General features: G+C 46.2%; 14 protein-coding genes. 6 read left to right on the forward strand and 8 right to left on the reverse strand.

Translation table 11 applies throughout. The features are described 5' to 3' along the window. Positions 1-111: 111 nt before the first annotated feature. The gene (locus ACO6V5_RS13370) at positions 112-2052 is read right to left on the reverse strand and encodes an AarF/UbiB family protein (protein ID WP_422412378.1); all 1941 of its coding nucleotides are present in this window, start codon (positions 2050-2052) and stop codon (positions 112-114) included. Positions 2053-2286: 234 nt separating this feature from the next. Here ACO6V5_RS13370 and ACO6V5_RS13375 point away from each other — a divergent pair, with 234 nt between their 5' ends. Then, positions 2287-3216: a ketopantoate reductase family protein gene (locus ACO6V5_RS13375; protein ID WP_422412380.1), complete on the forward strand. Its 930-nt coding sequence runs from the start codon at positions 2287-2289 to the stop codon at positions 3214-3216. A 37-nt stretch (positions 3217-3253) separates the two neighbouring features. Here the strand turns inward: ACO6V5_RS13375 and ACO6V5_RS13380 are convergent, their stop codons facing one another. After that, the gene (locus tag ACO6V5_RS13380) at positions 3254-3778 is read right to left on the reverse strand and encodes a hypothetical protein (protein ID WP_422412382.1); all 525 of its coding nucleotides are present in this window, start codon (positions 3776-3778) and stop codon (positions 3254-3256) included. Positions 3779-3932: 154 nt separating this feature from the next. Here ACO6V5_RS13380 and nadC point away from each other — a divergent pair, with 154 nt between their 5' ends. The 3 genes from nadC (at position 3933) to ACO6V5_RS13395 (ending at position 7616) form a co-directional block, all read left to right on the forward strand. Further along, on the forward strand, positions 3933-4811 hold the full coding sequence (gene nadC, locus ACO6V5_RS13385; RefSeq protein ID WP_422137250.1) for a carboxylating nicotinate-nucleotide diphosphorylase: 879 nt from the start codon (positions 3933-3935) through the stop codon (positions 4809-4811). Between the two features lie 16 nt (positions 4812-4827). Next, positions 4828-5844: a UDP-glucose 4-epimerase GalE gene (galE, locus tag ACO6V5_RS13390; protein WP_422132573.1), complete on the forward strand. Its 1017-nt coding sequence runs from the start codon at positions 4828-4830 to the stop codon at positions 5842-5844. Positions 5845-5933: 89 nt separating this feature from the next. Continuing rightward, a complete protein-coding gene (locus ACO6V5_RS13395; RefSeq protein ID WP_422412384.1) occupies positions 5934-7616 on the forward strand; it encodes a helix-hairpin-helix domain-containing protein in 1683 nt (560 codons plus the stop codon). 103 nt (positions 7617-7719) lie between these two features. Here the strand turns inward: ACO6V5_RS13395 and ACO6V5_RS13400 are convergent, their stop codons facing one another. Continuing rightward, a complete protein-coding gene (locus ACO6V5_RS13400) occupies positions 7720-8193 on the reverse strand; it encodes a pilin (protein ID WP_422132571.1) in 474 nt (157 codons plus the stop codon). Positions 8194-8333: 140 nt separating this feature from the next. Between ACO6V5_RS13400 and ACO6V5_RS13405 the strand changes: the two genes are divergently transcribed. Continuing rightward, complete coding sequence (locus tag ACO6V5_RS13405) at positions 8334-8774, forward strand: hypothetical protein (RefSeq protein WP_422132570.1); 441 nt, start codon at positions 8334-8336, stop codon at positions 8772-8774. Here ACO6V5_RS13405 and ACO6V5_RS13410 read toward each other — a convergent pair. Then, complete coding sequence (locus tag ACO6V5_RS13410; RefSeq protein WP_422132569.1) at positions 8767-10038, reverse strand: O-antigen ligase family protein; 1272 nt, start codon at positions 10036-10038, stop codon at positions 8767-8769. The two genes, ACO6V5_RS13405 and ACO6V5_RS13410, sit on opposite strands and share 8 nt — an antisense overlap. Before the next feature lie 438 nt (positions 10039-10476). Here ACO6V5_RS13410 and ACO6V5_RS13415 point away from each other — a divergent pair, with 438 nt between their 5' ends. Continuing rightward, positions 10477-11460, forward strand: coding sequence for a transposase (locus tag ACO6V5_RS13415; RefSeq protein WP_422412387.1), 984 nt, complete (start codon positions 10477-10479; stop codon positions 11458-11460). Between the two features lie 476 nt (positions 11461-11936). Here ACO6V5_RS13415 and ACO6V5_RS13420 read toward each other — a convergent pair whose 3' ends face one another. The 4 genes from ACO6V5_RS13420 to ACO6V5_RS13435 all read right to left on the reverse strand — a co-directional run bounded on the left by ACO6V5_RS13420 (position 11937) and on the right by ACO6V5_RS13435 (position 15953). Beyond that, complete coding sequence (locus tag ACO6V5_RS13420) at positions 11937-12800, reverse strand: ABC transporter permease (RefSeq protein ID WP_422132566.1); 864 nt, start codon at positions 12798-12800, stop codon at positions 11937-11939. Between the two features lie 10 nt (positions 12801-12810). Beyond that, the gene (locus ACO6V5_RS13425) at positions 12811-13674 is read right to left on the reverse strand and encodes an ABC transporter permease (protein ID WP_422412390.1); all 864 of its coding nucleotides are present in this window, start codon (positions 13672-13674) and stop codon (positions 12811-12813) included. A 2-nt stretch (positions 13675-13676) separates the two neighbouring features. After that, on the reverse strand, positions 13677-14795 hold the full coding sequence (locus tag ACO6V5_RS13430; protein ID WP_422412392.1) for an ABC transporter ATP-binding protein: 1119 nt from the start codon (positions 14793-14795) through the stop codon (positions 13677-13679). An 87-nt stretch (positions 14796-14882) separates the two neighbouring features. Continuing rightward, positions 14883-15953 (reverse strand): extracellular solute-binding protein, encoded by a 1071-nt coding sequence (locus ACO6V5_RS13435; protein ID WP_422132563.1) that lies wholly within the window; start codon positions 15951-15953, stop codon positions 14883-14885. Positions 15954-16020 lie beyond the last annotated feature (67 nt).

Here is a 16020-nt window from a genome sequence, read left to right on the forward strand (position 1 = left end):
TCCATGCAGTCGTCGGCAACTGCTCCTGCGTTGCTCTAGCTCCTGCATCCATGCAGTCGTAGGTGGCAGTGAATTGGCCTGAAAACCCGCTTTTGTTCGTCAAAAAGCTCGCTATTCTCGATAATACTCCCAGTTATCCATTAGCGACTCCAGTTGCCCTATATACTGGCGATATGCAGACAATTGCCACCCAACCCGCAGTAATATGGGATTGTTCGGACTGATCTGAAAACCCAGACTTTGAGCAAATTTGTCAAAAGGAACAGCGACAACTCTGTGCAAGGCTGTAATGTCAGCCTTCTGCATATCTTGCTCCACATGTTCCATGGCAAGCCGGATCAAAAATCGCGTCAATAGCTCCACAAACGCAGCCTCTGATTGGACAGGCCCCTCCGTATTAGAATCGTCCGAGATGTCTTTTAACCAATGATAAATCTGACTGCAAATTTCTCCAACGCTAGCTTCTCTCTGAAATTGTTGTAATTCATCAATGGGGGGTATGATATCCGCTCCAAAGCCCCTACGATAAATTTCAATAAATTTTTCTATATATTCCTGCGCTTCCGGGGATATTGCCGTGCAAACCAGAGCCCGGATGTCAACTTCGTCGGTTGTATCCATCGAGCTTTTGATATTTTCCTCTTCAATCAGGCTATTCCCGTTAGCACGGTTATGAAACAACAAGAACAGTCCTGCAAGAAGTGAATAATAAACAGGGTCTTTCATCATGCGCAAAATATCGTTATTGCCAGTACTGTTGGCGTGATCAATACAATAAATACTGATACGATCACTCTCCAGTTTCACCATGAAATTACCCGTTTGGGGGTCAGTATTTAAAAAAAAGGATTCACTGAATAAATCCAGATAAACTTTTAGCACAAGTTTATGAATGCCGACGATAATAGTATTTATTTCCGTTTCACTTAGCCTTCCACCCTCTTTCCAGTCCGGCTGCCATGAAGCGAGCCTCTCCCTTAACGCGTCTGTACGATCAAGAGAACAGCCATCAATATACTCCATCACAAGGGCATCAGGGCTGGATAAGGGTACAGACACCTCAGGTACCCTGAACTGAACCGGCACCTGATGGCCTGAGTCGGTAGTTACATGGTAGCGCTTGGTTTCTGTCAAATTTTTTAAGGCCTCGGACGCTTTTTCGGTAAACTTAAGTTCCCGTGATAAGTCACACTCATTACTAAAACTCTTGAATGCACTGCAAATGTCGTCAAAGTACATCTCTGAGATAAAACCCCAGTCATAAAAGAAAGAAACCAGGCTGTTCACCAACGAAACATCAATATTAATTTTTTCTGCCAACTCTGGTGATAAATATTTAACAGCAAAATCTCGTCCACCAATATTAAACTGATCGACCTGGCAAATACTCCCACGCCCAAGTGTTTTAACATGCCGGACAGGTGCTGCTGAAACGGCACTGTTAGCCATGAACTGGCTAACGCCGTCATTTATGCCTGATCGTTCCGGCATGGCATCTTCAGAAAGCAGTCCGGCATTAGCCACATTGCGCTCGATAACTTTCCTGATTACCTCAGGATCAACCTTGCCTGCCGAGCACTGGCTCGCGACTTTTACCATGTTAGTCGTGTAGTTATAAAGATCTTGATGTGATTTGAAATACTCAGCCGGTGCTTGTTTTGCAGCTACGTATTGGCCTATTTTTCCCCACAGTCCGCCATTTTTATGGAAAAACTGAGCAATTGGTTCAGGAGAACGATAACAGGCAACCTTCGCCAGAGTAGCGCCACCACTGCAAGCCAACCCAATAACACGCGATGTCCTTTTCAGGGTGCTGGTGACTCCTTGTGTAATTGAGCTAGCCGCCTGAGATATCGTCCTGAAAACCAGGGAGCAACCCGCTCTGGAATGGCCTGCTGCAGGGTGTTCATGGGCGGGTTGCAATTGCTTATGGGGATTAACGGCGGTGACAGTGCTTTTTGATGATGTACTGGTGGAAGCAGCGTTAGCCTCAGACACCCTATTGTATGCACCGGTGCTGGTCACTCCTGCGGTATTATTCGAAACGTCCATATCATTCCCCCTGGTTCATAAATATTGTTTACATACAATCTTTGACTTGAATGAATCAAGGAAGTTCATTTTTAATGCTTATTATTTTAAATTTTGAATTGAAAAAACTGTAGATAGGTGGAGAAAAATTGAATGGTCGAGAACAAATAGAGACCAATCTTACACCGCTGGCAGCACTCAATATTCACATATCATCATTGACTGTTTAAACTCGCCCGGATTATCTCAACCAGAGTGAGCCAAGAAGTGACCTGGCATATCATCGGTGCTGGCAGTATGGGCTGCCTGTGGACAGCTCAGTTCCTCAAGGCAGGCATGGAAGCTACCCTGCTTGTTCGGGAACAGAGACTGCGCTCACTCAACGTTACCCAACCTGTTCTGGCCATTGATGAACTGGATGGAGTCAGTCAACACTTCCCTATCAAACTGGACTCTCCCGAGTCTCTCACTGGCTCGATAACCCATTTATTAGTCTGCACAAAAGCACAGGATGCTGAAGCGGCTGTTCTTTCAATCGCTGATCACTTATCAGACCAGTGCCAGATACTATTAATCCAGAACGGTATGGGCAGCCAACAGGCGATAGCACAACATTTCAGTTCACAAACCGTATGGGCCGCATCGACGACTGAAGGAGCATGGATGAAAGACGTTCTGCATGTCTGTCATGCCGGTCGTGGGTCAACCTGGGTGGGTCCTGTTGCTCAGAAGCCTGACAATGCTGTCTGGCAAGGATTAAAGGGCACGCTGAAAAAGCTGCCAGTTGACATTCAGTTTACCCATCAGATTGAAGAAAAGCTCTGGGATAAACTGGCAGTCAATTGTGCCATCAATGGTCTTACGGCTTTATATGATTGCAGGAATGGAGAACTGCTGGACACTGAAGAGCGTCAACAACGTTTGGCAGCATTGGCTGAGGAAGTGACACAGGTGAGGCAAGCCGCCGGTATTCCCGGTTCAGGAAACCTTCTTGAGCTGGTCAGGCAAGTCTGCCGAAATACCGCAATAAACCACTCTTCTACCTGCATGGATGCCCGACAGGGGCGAAAAACCGAGCTGGCATTTATTAATGGTTATCTGATCGAGCAGGCTGTAAAGCTGGGATTGGAAACGCCTGCTAACCGGACACTGATAAGAGAGCTGGCAGAACTCAACATTCGTTAGCCAAAAAATAACGTCAAGGCGTCAGCGACAGGTCAATTCAAGAGTGAGGTGTGCACCACAACTTAACGGCTGATCCAAATGGACAAGTGAAGCGACCGGTTTCGAGGGTCTTTCCGGTTTTTGCATCCGCAGCAATAAACCAGATGTTAAATTCTGTATCATTGTCTCTGGAGAGGGCGTAGGCACTTTGCCACTCTATCCAGGCTGGCCAATCTATCCAGTCTGGCAGAGGTCTGCCATCCCTGACTTCAGCCACTAGAGAGGTATTGAGTTTATAGCTCGTTAACATCATTATCGAACCATCTTCATTGATGGTGTTTCGTTTAAAAATAGTGACCTCTTTTCCACGGAAACTCTGTAATGCCTGAGATTTATGCTTAAGGTTCTGGTACTTATGAGTACACTGTCCAAAATCAATCACACCGATAACAGGCACTTCTCCCTGCTCAAGAGCATCCTTGAGGGCTATGTAGGAATTAATTTGTCTGGTCTCGGCCCATACCTGAGAGCAGGACATGGCCAGGGCAAGAAAAGCACACTTAAACGGCTTGATAATGTACATACTCTTTTGTCTTCTGCTGTGTTTTGAACATGACCCACGAGTATAGATCATGACAGGCTATTACTGTCGGCAAGAGCAAAGACATGAGACAACGATTTGTTTATAATCCCCGCCAATTCTTCATGATTTCCGGCCATATATTAGTAGAGTCAACATGCAGCCCCGAGACAATCTCGCTTCCGACCTGACCGACACCATCCAGCACAATGTTCGCAATGCCCTGGAAGAAGACATCGGCTCAGGTGATATTACGGCCTCCCTCATTCCTGCCGGGCAAATGGCCAAAGCACGTATCCTCTGTCGTGAAACTGCGGTTATTGCAGGGCGCCCCTGGTTTGATGAAGTATTCAGGCAGATTGACCCATCGGTGACTCTGGACTGGCAGGTTCAGGAAGGTGAACAGGTGGAAGCGGACCAGGTTCTGGTTTTTATGGAAGGTCCTGCCAGAAGCCTGTTGACCGGTGAACGTGCAGCCATGAACTTCCTTCAGACCCTTTCCGGCACTGCTACCCGCTGTTCTTACTACGCCAATCTGGTCAAAGAGACGGGCGTTAAACTGCTGGACACTCGTAAAACCCTGCCCGGTCTTCGCCTCGCCCAAAAGTACGCCGTCATGGCAGGCGGATGTCACAATCACCGGATCGGGCTTTATGATGCCTTCCTGATCAAGGAGAATCATATTGCCGCCTGTGGCGGGATTGAGCAGGCAGTCAGCACCGCCCGGACCATGGCTCCGGGCAAGCCTGTGGAAGTTGAGGTCGAGAACATGGAAGAGTTCCAGCGGGCAAGAAGCGCTGGTGCCGACATCATTATGTTGGACAACTTCCCTCTGGACGCACTGCGTGAAACCGTCGAACTGAACAACTCCCTGCCAGCACCTCAACCCGGGCTGGAAGCTTCCGGGGGTATTACCGATGAGCGCCTGCCGGTAATTGCAGCGACCGGAGTCGACTTTATTTCCATCGGAACACTCACCAAAGATATTCAATCCATTGATCTGTCCATGAGACTGATTGATACCACAGAGATCTGAACAGGAAGCCAAAACCATGAGTAAAATTCTGGTCACAGGAGGTGCAGGCTATATCGGTAGCCATACCTGTCTGGAATTATTAAACGACAACTACGAAATAGTGGTTCTGGATAACCTCAGCAACAGCAGCGAAGAATCTCTGGGCCGGGTTCAGGAGATTACCGGCAAAACACTGGCGTTTGTTAACGGCGACATCCGCGATCGAGCTTTGCTGGACGGCCTCTTTCAGCAGCACGATTTTGAAGCCGTTATTCACTTTGCGGGGTTGAAAGCCGTAGGGGAGTCTTGCGAAATCCCTCTCGATTACTATGAAAACAATGTCTACGGCACCCTTGTACTCTGCCAGGCCATGCAGGCAGCTAATGTTAAACGCATTGTCTTCAGCTCGTCAGCGACCGTTTATGGTGACCCTGCCAGTCTGCCGATCACAGAAGATTTTCCGCTAAGTGCCACTAATCCTTACGGTCGCTCGAAACTGATGGTGGAAGAAGTTCTGGAAGATCTTTTCAAATCGGATACTGACTGGAGCATTGCCCTGCTTCGTTACTTTAATCCGGCAGGTGCTCACGCTTCTGGTCGCATTGGCGAAGATCCTAATGACACCCCGAACAACCTGATGCCTTACGTGACTCAGGTGGCCATTGGCAAGCTGGAAAAGTTGAGAGTTTTCGGTAACGACTACCCCACCATCGACGGCACCGGAGTTCGTGATTATATTCACGTCGTGGACCTGTCACTGGGTCATGTCAAAGCCATAGAAAAACTTCGTACGACCAAAGGCGTACATACCTGGAACCTCGGCTTAGGTAAAGGCTACAGTGTTCTGGAAATAGTTGCGGCGTTTGAAAAAGCGTCTGGCCAAAATGTACCTTACGAGATCACGGCTCGCCGTTCCGGTGACATTGCCGCCTGCTATGCCAATACCGACAAAGCTCTGAATGAGCTGGGTTGGAAAGCAGAGCGGGGGCTTGAAGAAATGGTGACCGACGCCTGGCGCTGGCAGTCCGACAATCCGGATGGATACAACCCTTAACTTTAATGGGGCTCTAATGCCCCATTTCGATCAGTTTCGTCTTATCTGGCCGATCAATTAAAGACGTCCCCCTCCCCGGAAAACTGATCATGAAACACCTTTTTTCGCTTTTTCTCCTACTCATTCCAATCACTGTATGGAGCGCCTGTCCAAGCTGGACCTCAGAGCAGGCTGAAAAGCAGATCGTTGCTCTGCAAAAAGAGATCAGACATAACGATGACCTTTACTACAACAAACACTCTCCCGTGCTCACCGACCATGAATACGATGCGCTGAAAGCGCAACTGCAATCTCTGATAAAGTGTTTTCCGGAACTGACACTTCCTCCTGTTGCTGAGGAGAATATCGAGGGAGACGTTGACCATCGCGCCTTTATGGGTAGCTTGAAAAAAGCCCGGGACATTGATGATATCAAAAAATTTCTCAAACAAGCCGGTAAGGAAATCATTCTGGTTCAACCCAAGATTGACGGTGTTGCGGTTGAGCTGGTTTATCAGAACGGCAAACTGGTCGCCGCTTCTACCCGGGGCACAGGCGACAGAGGGCAGAATATTCTTGATGCCGTCAAACACATGCCCATAATCCCGAAAGCGCTGATTACGGAATATAACGATATTGTCCTGCACGGAGAACTCTTTGCCCGCCTGAATGAGACCGTCAAAAATTCCGTTTATAGCAGTGCCCGTCATTATGTCTCCGGCCATATCAGTCGCAAAGAACTGGATGTTTCGTCACTGGGCAGTATCGAATTCTTCCCATGGCGCTGGGTCAACAGCCCTTTTGATAGCGACAAGACGGTGATCAATACCCTGTATGGCTATGGTTTTGAGCTACCTGCCGAGCATACCCAACGGGGTAATACTCTGAAAGAGATAGAAAAAATCCGTGATACCTATAATAAACGCAGCGGTATGGAGCCCTTCCTTATGGACGGTATTGTTCTGAAACTGGACAACCTCGAGCTTCGTAAAAAACTGGGCTGGGAGAGCCAGAATCCAGCCTGGGCCATTGCCTGGAAATTCCCTTCCGACAGTGCGATAACCACAGTTAAAGGCGTTGATTTCAGAGTGGGACGTACCGGCCAGATCACCCCGGTACTTCAGCTGGAGCCGATAGCGATCGGAGGGGAAACTGTTCGGCAGGTATCACTGGGCAGCATCAAAAACCTGTCTGAGAAGGATATCGCTATTGGTGACCAGATTTCTGTGCAACTGAAAGGCGCTGCTACACCGGTTTTTGGTCAGGTTGTTCTGAGGCCGGAGCATCGCACCCGACCAATGTTTCCAGACCCGAAAAGATACAATGCCTTCTCCTGCCTTGAGTTAAAGCCGGGCTGTGAAGAACAGTTTACTGAAAGGTTGAAATGGCTGAGGATAAGTCTGGATATTCCCTTTTTGCACGAGCCACTGATAAAAAAGCTGATGGCAAATAAGGCCATTGACCGCTTTCCAGATAGTTTCAAAGTGTCTGAGTCTGACCTGAAACAGGCTGGCTTGAATGAGCATTCATCGAAACAACTGCTATCAGTACTCAATACACTTCATAGGGTTTCTCTAAAGTCCCAGATAAGAGCCCTGAGCATTCCACAGCTGGGAGAAACTCGCTCCAGAAAGCTGGCAAGCCATTTTAAAAGCTGGGACAAAATTCTTGATGCCACGCCAGAGGAAATGGCGGCTGTGGTTTTGATGTCCGTTAAGCAGGCTCAGAGGGCTAAAAGCTATTTGAATACTCCAAGCATCAGGGACTCTATTGAATGGTTCAGACAGCCCTGATTCTTCTTCTGGCCTTCAATCTCAGGTCACCCTCATAGATTTACCAAACAGAAAAAAGGCCGGAATTAAATCCAGCCTTCGAAGAAACTACGTCAGTAAAGTTCTAGGGCGAGTAATCTGGTGTAGTAGTTAAAGAATCATTGCTGCACAATGTACCACCACCATTACATGTAAGAGTCCATACAGTGCCTGTTGCATCAGGAGTGTACGTTAAAGTCTGTGAAGCAAAAGCCCCACCTGGAGTAATTGTGATAACCCCATCCACGACATCGTCTATTGTGTTTCTTGCAGCGGGAATACCATTTGATCCATCATCACAATCAGTGATAGGGTTGGTTTGAGCACAAATACCTACAGCCGTCTTATACTGGCTGGCTTCACTCAATGCAGCGTTTACCGTCGCATTACGGGTGTAATTCTGGTACTGGGGAATCGCCACAGCCGCCAGAATACCAATGATCGCCACTACGATCATCAGCTCTATCAGCGTGAAACCCAGCATCCTGGACATCCATGTTTTCATCTCGTTATCCTCGGTCATTGAATAGCTGCCCTCCGCCAATACACTGGGCCCCACAGGTCAGTCTCTAGCAAGATGTCGGCGCTCATGACCAGAGCTTTAGGACTTACCTTTCGTTTTTAAAACCGCTGATTTCTCGTGATTTTCAGATGTGGCCCGATAAGCCTTATACAGGCTTTTCTTCAGGGGCAGCTGCCATGAAAAATCTCACCCTTTTCGCCAATAAAAGACTCTCTCTTGTTGCCCGGGTCATTACTGTTGTGCTGATACTGACAACCACTGCGATCACCGGCGCTGTTAGTCTTCAACATGTCTACCAAGGTGAAGTGGATCGTTATTTTGAGCAGGGGCAAGACTCAGAGCTGATGCTGATCATTCAATCGGGGTACCACACACTCAAAACCACAGGCGTGGGAAAAGACAATTTCAGACCCTTATTAGGCAGTGAACTGGGAGAATATCAGAATCACACCTTTGTTGGCTGGCACGCAGATTTCAGACAAATGACCCGGGAAGGTGGATTTCCTTTCTTCATGCTCTACGAAGTCAGTTATCAGAAAGGGCGGACTCAGGAGTATTTTTCCTACCAGGGCCTACTGAATCCTCAACTGGTAGCCAGAGAAATCCATATTAATTAACAAGGTGAAAGGCTCCATTCTGCCAGAAACGTGGGGCCATGGATTCAAAGGGAATTGAAACTGGGTAGGTTCCCTGAATAAACTCAACGTAGAAAATGCTAAAGAAGGTAATAGACAACAAGATAAGCATTGAAGCCAACAGCTTTGAAACACTCAGTTCGTAATCCTTAACTTCAGCAATGACCTTCACTCTGTCCTTATCGTGAGCATACAGACAATAGCCCACTACCAGCAACATCATCATCTGACTCACAGGCGTGATAAATACACCACTGATCTGGGCATGAAGCACCGCACTCAGAATAGCCCAAAAGGCCGATATCTGGATATAGGTTTGCTGCCCCGACAATGATCCTCTCTCTAACCTTTTTTTCAGCCGCATCAGGTAAGAAACGCCACCCCAAAGCATGACGATAACAAAGCACAATGTAGCCAGCGTCCCCCACTCAGAAAGCCATTGCAAAACAATATTATGGGGCGATCCCAGTCCATTGTCTGATGAAAGAATAAAATGCTGAGGCCCCACCCCAAACAGGGGATTATCTAATGCCAGTTGCCAGGCAGTGATCCAAAGCTCAACACGATCATAGGTTTTCAATGCCGCTGAGAGTGGTCTGAATCCCTTGACTCCATGCCCCAATAAATAAGGAATGAACCAAATAAAAACCGTATAAGCGATCAACCCAAGCATCAATGCTTTTGTATGAACTCGAATAATGGGTGTTATTACTTTCTGGAAACAAAAGTAAATAGCTATTCCACTCATAACCAAAGACAGAAGGATGCCTCGGCTCTGTGATAAAAAAATGAAAAAATACATAATCATCAAGGGAATCCAGCTTAGCCTCTGAACCAGTGACCCCTTGCTTTTCGACAAAAGGGGCAGTAAAGCCAAAAGTGGAATCAGCCAGTTCTGCGCATGATTCAAAATCCTGGGGTTAGTAAATCCATAAATCGTGTGCATCCAGGACTCAGGCGGATATTGTAAATAAACAGCATAGTGAAACAGGTAGCCAAAACCGTAAAGCCCTAAAGCCATGCCAATAACACTGATAATGCCTGCCAGCTTTCTCTCATCAATACTTTTGGCCAGGAGTAAAGTGCTCATCATCAGTAAACCATAGAGCCCAACCTCCTGAATGCCTTTTAACGGATACTCACTCATTAATGCCGAGCATGATCCAAACCCTAAGCCAAGGAAGATCAAGACTCTGGCCAGAACGGGCAAATAAGCAAAGCCATTCAGGGACTGATAGCAAACCATGAACAACCCAGAGGCAACAGAAAGAAAAACAACTTGAACAACTCGCCTGAAGTTGTAGCTGGACAGTCCGAAATCCCAGATTAGAAGAGCCGACCACATTGCCAGTAGTGTCAGCGTCATTAAAAGAAACACTGCGCTTTTATGGTGAGACTGATGAATGAACGTGAGCATGAGCACTGAATTTATGTGGACATAATCATCGTATATCGGCTATGAGCCGGACAAGAAAAGAACAAAAAGGACACCCAAAAAGAACAAAAAGGACACCCATATATTTGACCAATAGCAAAAGAGAGGAAAGGAAAAAAGAGAACAAAAAGGACACCCATATATTTGACAGAAAGAACAAAAAGGATATCCATATATTTGACCAATCGACTGGTTAAGCTATTTTTCTCATGTTTACGATTTTTACCCACCATAGCAATAGGAGATCTCATGACTCAAGCCCGCAGCAACCTGATTGATTCAGGTTCGACACCCTATTACCACTGTGTGTCTCGGTGCGTCCGCAGGGCTTACCTGTGTGGTGAGGATCATCTGACCGGGAATAGTTTTGAGCATCGCAGGCAGTGGGTGGTCGACCGTCTGCGTACATTGACCTCTGTCTTTGCTATCGAAGTCTGTGCTTATGCTGTGATGTCTAATCACTTTCACCTGGTACTACACATCAACATCAATGAGTCTGATAAGTGGAATCGAGATGAAATACTGCGGCGATGGACTACCCTTTTCACAGGTCCATTATTGATCCAACGCCATTTGAGCAATGCAAAGCTCAGCTGCTCGGAGCTCAGCCGTATCGATGAATATGTGGCTGAGTATCGTAGCCGTTTGAAAAGTATCAGCTGGTTTATGCGTTGCTTGAACGAACATCTTGCCCGTGAAGCCAACAGGGAAGATGGTTGTAAGGGCCGATTCTGGGAAGGACGTTTTAAAAGTCAGGCGTTACTGGATGAAGCCGCTTTACTGACCTGTATGGCTTATGTTGACCTTAACCCTATCAGGGCAAAACTTGCCTCAACACCAGAGCAATCCGACTATACCTCTATCCAAAAACGCATTGAAAAAACTACCGAAGCAACAGATAGCAGGCAGCCGTTCATGTTGAAGCCTTTTCAGAACCAGGAGCAAGACCCGAATAAAACATTGCCATACATTCTTCATGATTATCTGGAGCTGGTAGACTGGAGTGGAAGAGCGGTCAGAAAAGATAAGAAAGGTTCTATAGCGGAAAGCTCACCTCCTATCTTGGCAAGACTAGAAATAGATGGTGACGAATGGCTAAAAACCATGAGCAGAAACAATCGATTTTATCGTGCAGTCGGACGACTGAAGGCCATGAAGGCATATGCGATCAGTACAGGTCAACGTTGGCTTCAGGGGTTATATTGTTGTGGCCAGTTATTTCAGACTGGTTGATTCATCTTTTGCCTTATACGCCACATTCTTACCGAATAGATTTGGTGAGATGGGATTCTGCATATTTTATAAACCTAATAAGTTGTATTTCCTTGTTTTATCGAGTTTAGGGTCATCCCAAGTTTGATCCGATCAGGTATTTTTTATGCGTGACGGGCTATGTATTGGCTTCTGGTCAAGAAATTTTATGGGTGTCTTATTTTTCTATTTTCCTTCTTTTTCTATGGGTGTCCTATTTTCCTTCCCTAATGGATGTCTTATTTTCCTTCTTTTTCTATGGGTGTCCTATTTTCTTTCCTTCTATTTTCCTTCCTTATGTGGGTGTCCTAATTTCTCGTCATGCGTGAGGGGCTATGTATTGGCTTCTGGTCAAGAAATTTTATGGGTGTCTTATTTTTCTATTTTCCTTCTTTTTCTATGGGTGTCCTATTTTCCTTATCCTATTTTCCTTATTTTTCTTTTATCTAATTTTCCTTCTATTTCTCTCTAGTTTCCGTTCTTTGAACAAAAATACTAACGAGAGCAAGTACACCAGACCCCACCATCAACAGCGTCGAAACCGCATTGAGCACAGGTGTTGAACCTTCCCTCATACGATCAAACAATGTAATCGTTAAAGGGGAATCACTGCCTGCAAGAATTAAAGTGGTATTAAAATTCTCGAAAGACATCAGAAAGGCCACAACCGCTGAGCCCATCACTGCTGGCTTTAACCAGGGCAGTGTAATAGTTATAAATACCTCAAGACGGCTTGCACCAAGGTTTAAAGCAGCTTCTTCCATTTCACTATCCAGCTTTCTTAGTCGTGCCGAAATGACTAGTGTTGCCATAGTACTGATAAAGGCGAATTGCCCAAGCACAACAAGTGGCAGACCAGGCCTTAAAAACTCCAGATCAAGCCCATAACTGTCTTCTATCGTATTGGCGATGCCGCTGCTGAAAGAAAGAATGGAAATCCCGAGAATGACACCTGGAACCACCAGTGGTAGCAACATCAAGCTGTAGAGAAACTGTTTTCCCCGGAAATCATAACGCTCAAACAACAGTGCATTAGTAATAGCTAAAGTAACTGACAGAATAGCAACAAACAGTGCGATCATTAAGCTGGTGATAATACTCTCCTTTATCACACCGTCATGAAATAAACCAAGTCGCTCTTTGTTACTAGCAAAATACCAGTCCAGAGAAAACCCTTCCCAGGGCAGGGAAGGAAATACACTGTCGTTCATTGAGAATACGGCAACCGTGACAAGCGGAGCCAAAAGAAACAAAAAGAACAAACATACATAAACCGTGTAAGTTTTCTGAAATGCTCTGCTTTGGGGAATACTTTGTATCATGATCTATTTCTCAGGTTTCACTGGCTAATGCCTGTTTGAACGATTGTTTGCTGAGCTTCAGGCCAAGCCAGACAATCAGCGACGACAGGCAAAGCAATAAAACCCCAAAGGCTGCTCCCTGTTCCCAGTTAAAGCGAGTAATAAACTGGGTAAAAATCTGCTCGGTAAACCAGAGACTGTCTTTACCACCCAAAAGTGTCGGTGTCAGATAATTGCCAAGGGTCAGCATAAAGACGACGATGCACCCGGATACGATACCTGGTACAGCATATGGGATAATGACTGTGCGAAGCACAGTGAAGTGGCTACCGCCCAGATCATAAGCTGCTTCTACAAGGCTATCATCCATTCCTTCCAGAGTGCTGACCAAAGGCACCACCATAAAGAGCGTGGAAGCATATACGAGGCCGGTCATAACAGTGATGTCGTTGTACAGCATCTCTACCGGCGCATCCGCCAGCCCAACCCATTGCAGTAAGCCACTGACAACACCGCTCTCCCGCAGCAAAATCATCCAGCCGTAGGTTCGCACTAGCTCACTGACCCAGAATGGAATCAGACAGGCAAGAAACATCAGGTTCTTGTTTTTACCCTGAGCAATTTTAGCGATATACCAAGAAACCGGGAAAGAGATCAGTAATGTCAGGCCAGTAGCAAGAATGGACATCACAACAGTTCGCAAAAATGTATTCCAATAGAGCGGCTCTGTAAAAAACTCCTGATAATGAAGCAGGCTGAACTCATAAACACCGTAACTGACTCGCTCCCTCAAAGAAATGACCAGCATATCCAGCTGTGGTAACAGAATCAACAATACCAGCGTCAGCAAGAGAGGCATTAACAGTAGATAAAAAGAGAGTTTTCTGCCGGTCATGGTCACGGCCGCCTCTTTTTGTTTGATAGTTTCTTATTTGACAAAAAAATATTGTTCTGTCGTATATCCCAGGACAGTGAAACAGCGTCTCCAGCCACCAGATCATGAAACTCTTGAGTCTGCGGCAACGAAACACTCAACTGCTGGGATGAATCAATATCTTTCACCAATATCTGGCTATTACCGCCATCAAAAAGAATATTTTCTACCCGACCATTAATATGGTTTTCAGAAGTTACATTCTGATCTCTTCGGATACGGATAGCTTCCGGACGTATAAACAAATCAACAGAGTCTCCGGAGTTCAGTTCTACTTTTGGAAACGCAGTTTTAAATTGCTGGCCCGCGTTAGATCGAATTATTGCTGTTTCACCAGCAATAGACTCAACGATTCCATCCACCCGATTATTATTACCAACAAAACCAGCGACAAATGACGTTTCTGGCTCATAGTAAAGCGACTGAGGAGAGCCCACTTGTTCTAAACGGCCATGATTCATGACGGCTACCTGGTCTGACATAACCATCGCTTCAGATTGATCATGGGTTATATAAATAAAGGTTGTACCAAACGCCTTTTGTAGTTTTTTTAATTCAACCTTCATTTGTTCCCGAAGCTTCAGGTCAAGAGCGCCAAGAGGCTCGTCCAGTAAGAGAACATCCGGTTCTAGCACAAGGCATCGTGCAATAGCTACCCGCTGTTTCTGACCACCAGAAAGTTGATTGACTGATTTTTTTTCAATACCCGGCAAGCCAATACGTTCCAGAACATCGGCAACTTTTTTATCCCTCTGCAGCTTTGGTACCTTATTGCGCTTAAGCCCGTAAGCAATGTTTTCCCCAATATTCATCATGGGAAAAAGAGCCAGGTGCTGAAATACCATATTTACCGGGCGCTTATTAGGTGGGATACCAGCCATATTCTTCCCTTTTATCAGAATTTCTCCCTGATCTGGTTCAGAAAAACCGGCAAGCATTCTCAGCAGGGTGGTTTTGCCACAGCCAGAGGGGCCAAGTATGGAGAAAAAGGAGCCAGCAGTAATTTCAAGAGAAATGTCTTCTACTGCCTGAAAACTGCCAAAGTGTTTGAAAACATTGCGGCATTCGAGATCTAAAGTCATCGGGTTGTACATCCTGGAAAACCACCAGCCTCTGTCATATAAATCTCACATTAAAAAAACAGGGCTGACGGATACAGCTATAAGTGACTATTGTGCGGCTTTGATACGATCCAGAGTTTTCCCTTCGATGATTTCAAGACCTGCAGGCACTGGCGGATACCACTTGATATTATCGAGACTGCTCTGGTTATAGCTGATCTTGTAGCTGTTGCTGAGCTGATCGTTAACAAACTCTTCAGCACCGGCGGATGCAGTAAAATTACCCGCAGCTTCGGTAATTTTGGCAGCAATTTCGGGCTGCATTACAAAGTTGATCCATTTATAAGCAGCTTCGTCATTCTTGCCTTTAGCGGGAAGGGCGAAAGTATCAATCCAGCCGAGTGCTCCAGACTCTGGTGGTACGAAGTTGATGCTAGTCGTTTCCTTATGCAGCTTCCAACCGCCGGCATCCCAACCCATAGCCAATGTGACTTCGCCACTGCGCAGCAGGTTAAGCAAAGCATCACCGCCTTCCCAGTAAGCTTTAACATTGGCTTTACAGTTGATGAGCTTCTGCTCAACTTTGCTGAGAATTTCAGTGTACTTCTTCTGATCGTCGTAGGCTGCGAATGGGTCTTCACCCATAGCAAAAGCGAAACCAATAAGGGTTGGACGCTTCAGTCGATAGGAGACTTTGCCCTTATAATCATCAGAGCAGAGGTCATTAAAGCTGTAGCTGCTTTTGCTACCTGCAGTATCGACAATCAGACCGCTGGTACCCCAGATATGAGGAACACCATACACATCACCGTTAATCGTGGTGTTGGCTTTGGTAGCAGACAACATGGAAGGAATAAACTGACCGGCATCGAGTTTACTGAGATCAATAGGCTTATAAATTCGATATTCTTTTTGAGCACCGGTAATACGATCCTGACTTGGCTGAACCAGATCATAGCCTGCGCCGCGAGTAGCGCGGAGCTTGGAAATCATATCTTCGTTATTGGATTTGGTAACCTTAACGGCAATACCGGTTTCCTGTTCAAACTGATCAATGACTTCCTGGGGTGCGTAGCCTCCCCAGGTCAAAAGCCTTAGTTCTTCCGCCTGTGCATCGACAGAGAACATGACAGCAGTGGATATGGTCAGCACCAGCAGACCTTTTATCGGTTTCGACATGGAGCGCCCCTAAGAGGTTTGTTGTTGTTCGTTATTGTTATGCAATCTTGTTACAGAAATATTTCAC

Source organism: Endozoicomonas sp. ALD068 (genome assembly GCF_049310145.1).
Classification (GTDB): domain Bacteria; phylum Pseudomonadota; class Gammaproteobacteria; order Pseudomonadales; family Endozoicomonadaceae; genus Endozoicomonas_A.

Coding starts and splice junctions, on each gene's coding strand:
- ACO6V5_RS13370 (WP_422412378.1), bottom strand. CDS start 2,052: ATGGACGTTTCGAATAATACCGCAGGAGTGACCAGCACCGGTGCATAC.
- ACO6V5_RS13380 (WP_422412382.1), bottom strand. CDS start 3,778: ATGTACATTATCAAGCCGTTTAAGTGTGCTTTTCTTGCCCTGGCCATG.
- nadC (WP_422137250.1), top strand. CDS start 3,933: ATGCAGCCCCGAGACAATCTCGCTTCCGACCTGACCGACACCATCCAG.
- galE (WP_422132573.1), top strand. CDS start 4,828: ATGAGTAAAATTCTGGTCACAGGAGGTGCAGGCTATATCGGTAGCCAT.
- ACO6V5_RS13395 (WP_422412384.1), top strand. CDS start 5,934: ATGAAACACCTTTTTTCGCTTTTTCTCCTACTCATTCCAATCACTGTA.
- ACO6V5_RS13405 (WP_422132570.1), top strand. CDS start 8,334: ATGAAAAATCTCACCCTTTTCGCCAATAAAAGACTCTCTCTTGTTGCC.
- ACO6V5_RS13410 (WP_422132569.1), bottom strand. CDS start 10,038: ATGGTTTGCTATCAGTCCCTGAATGGCTTTGCTTATTTGCCCGTTCTG.
- ACO6V5_RS13415 (WP_422412387.1), top strand. CDS start 10,477: ATGACTCAAGCCCGCAGCAACCTGATTGATTCAGGTTCGACACCCTAT.
- ACO6V5_RS13420 (WP_422132566.1), bottom strand. CDS start 12,800: ATGATACAAAGTATTCCCCAAAGCAGAGCATTTCAGAAAACTTACACG.
- ACO6V5_RS13425 (WP_422412390.1), bottom strand. CDS start 13,674: ATGACCGGCAGAAAACTCTCTTTTTATCTACTGTTAATGCCTCTCTTG.
- ACO6V5_RS13430 (WP_422412392.1), bottom strand. CDS start 14,795: ATGACTTTAGATCTCGAATGCCGCAATGTTTTCAAACACTTTGGCAGT.
- ACO6V5_RS13435 (WP_422132563.1), bottom strand. CDS start 15,953: ATGTCGAAACCGATAAAAGGTCTGCTGGTGCTGACCATATCCACTGCT.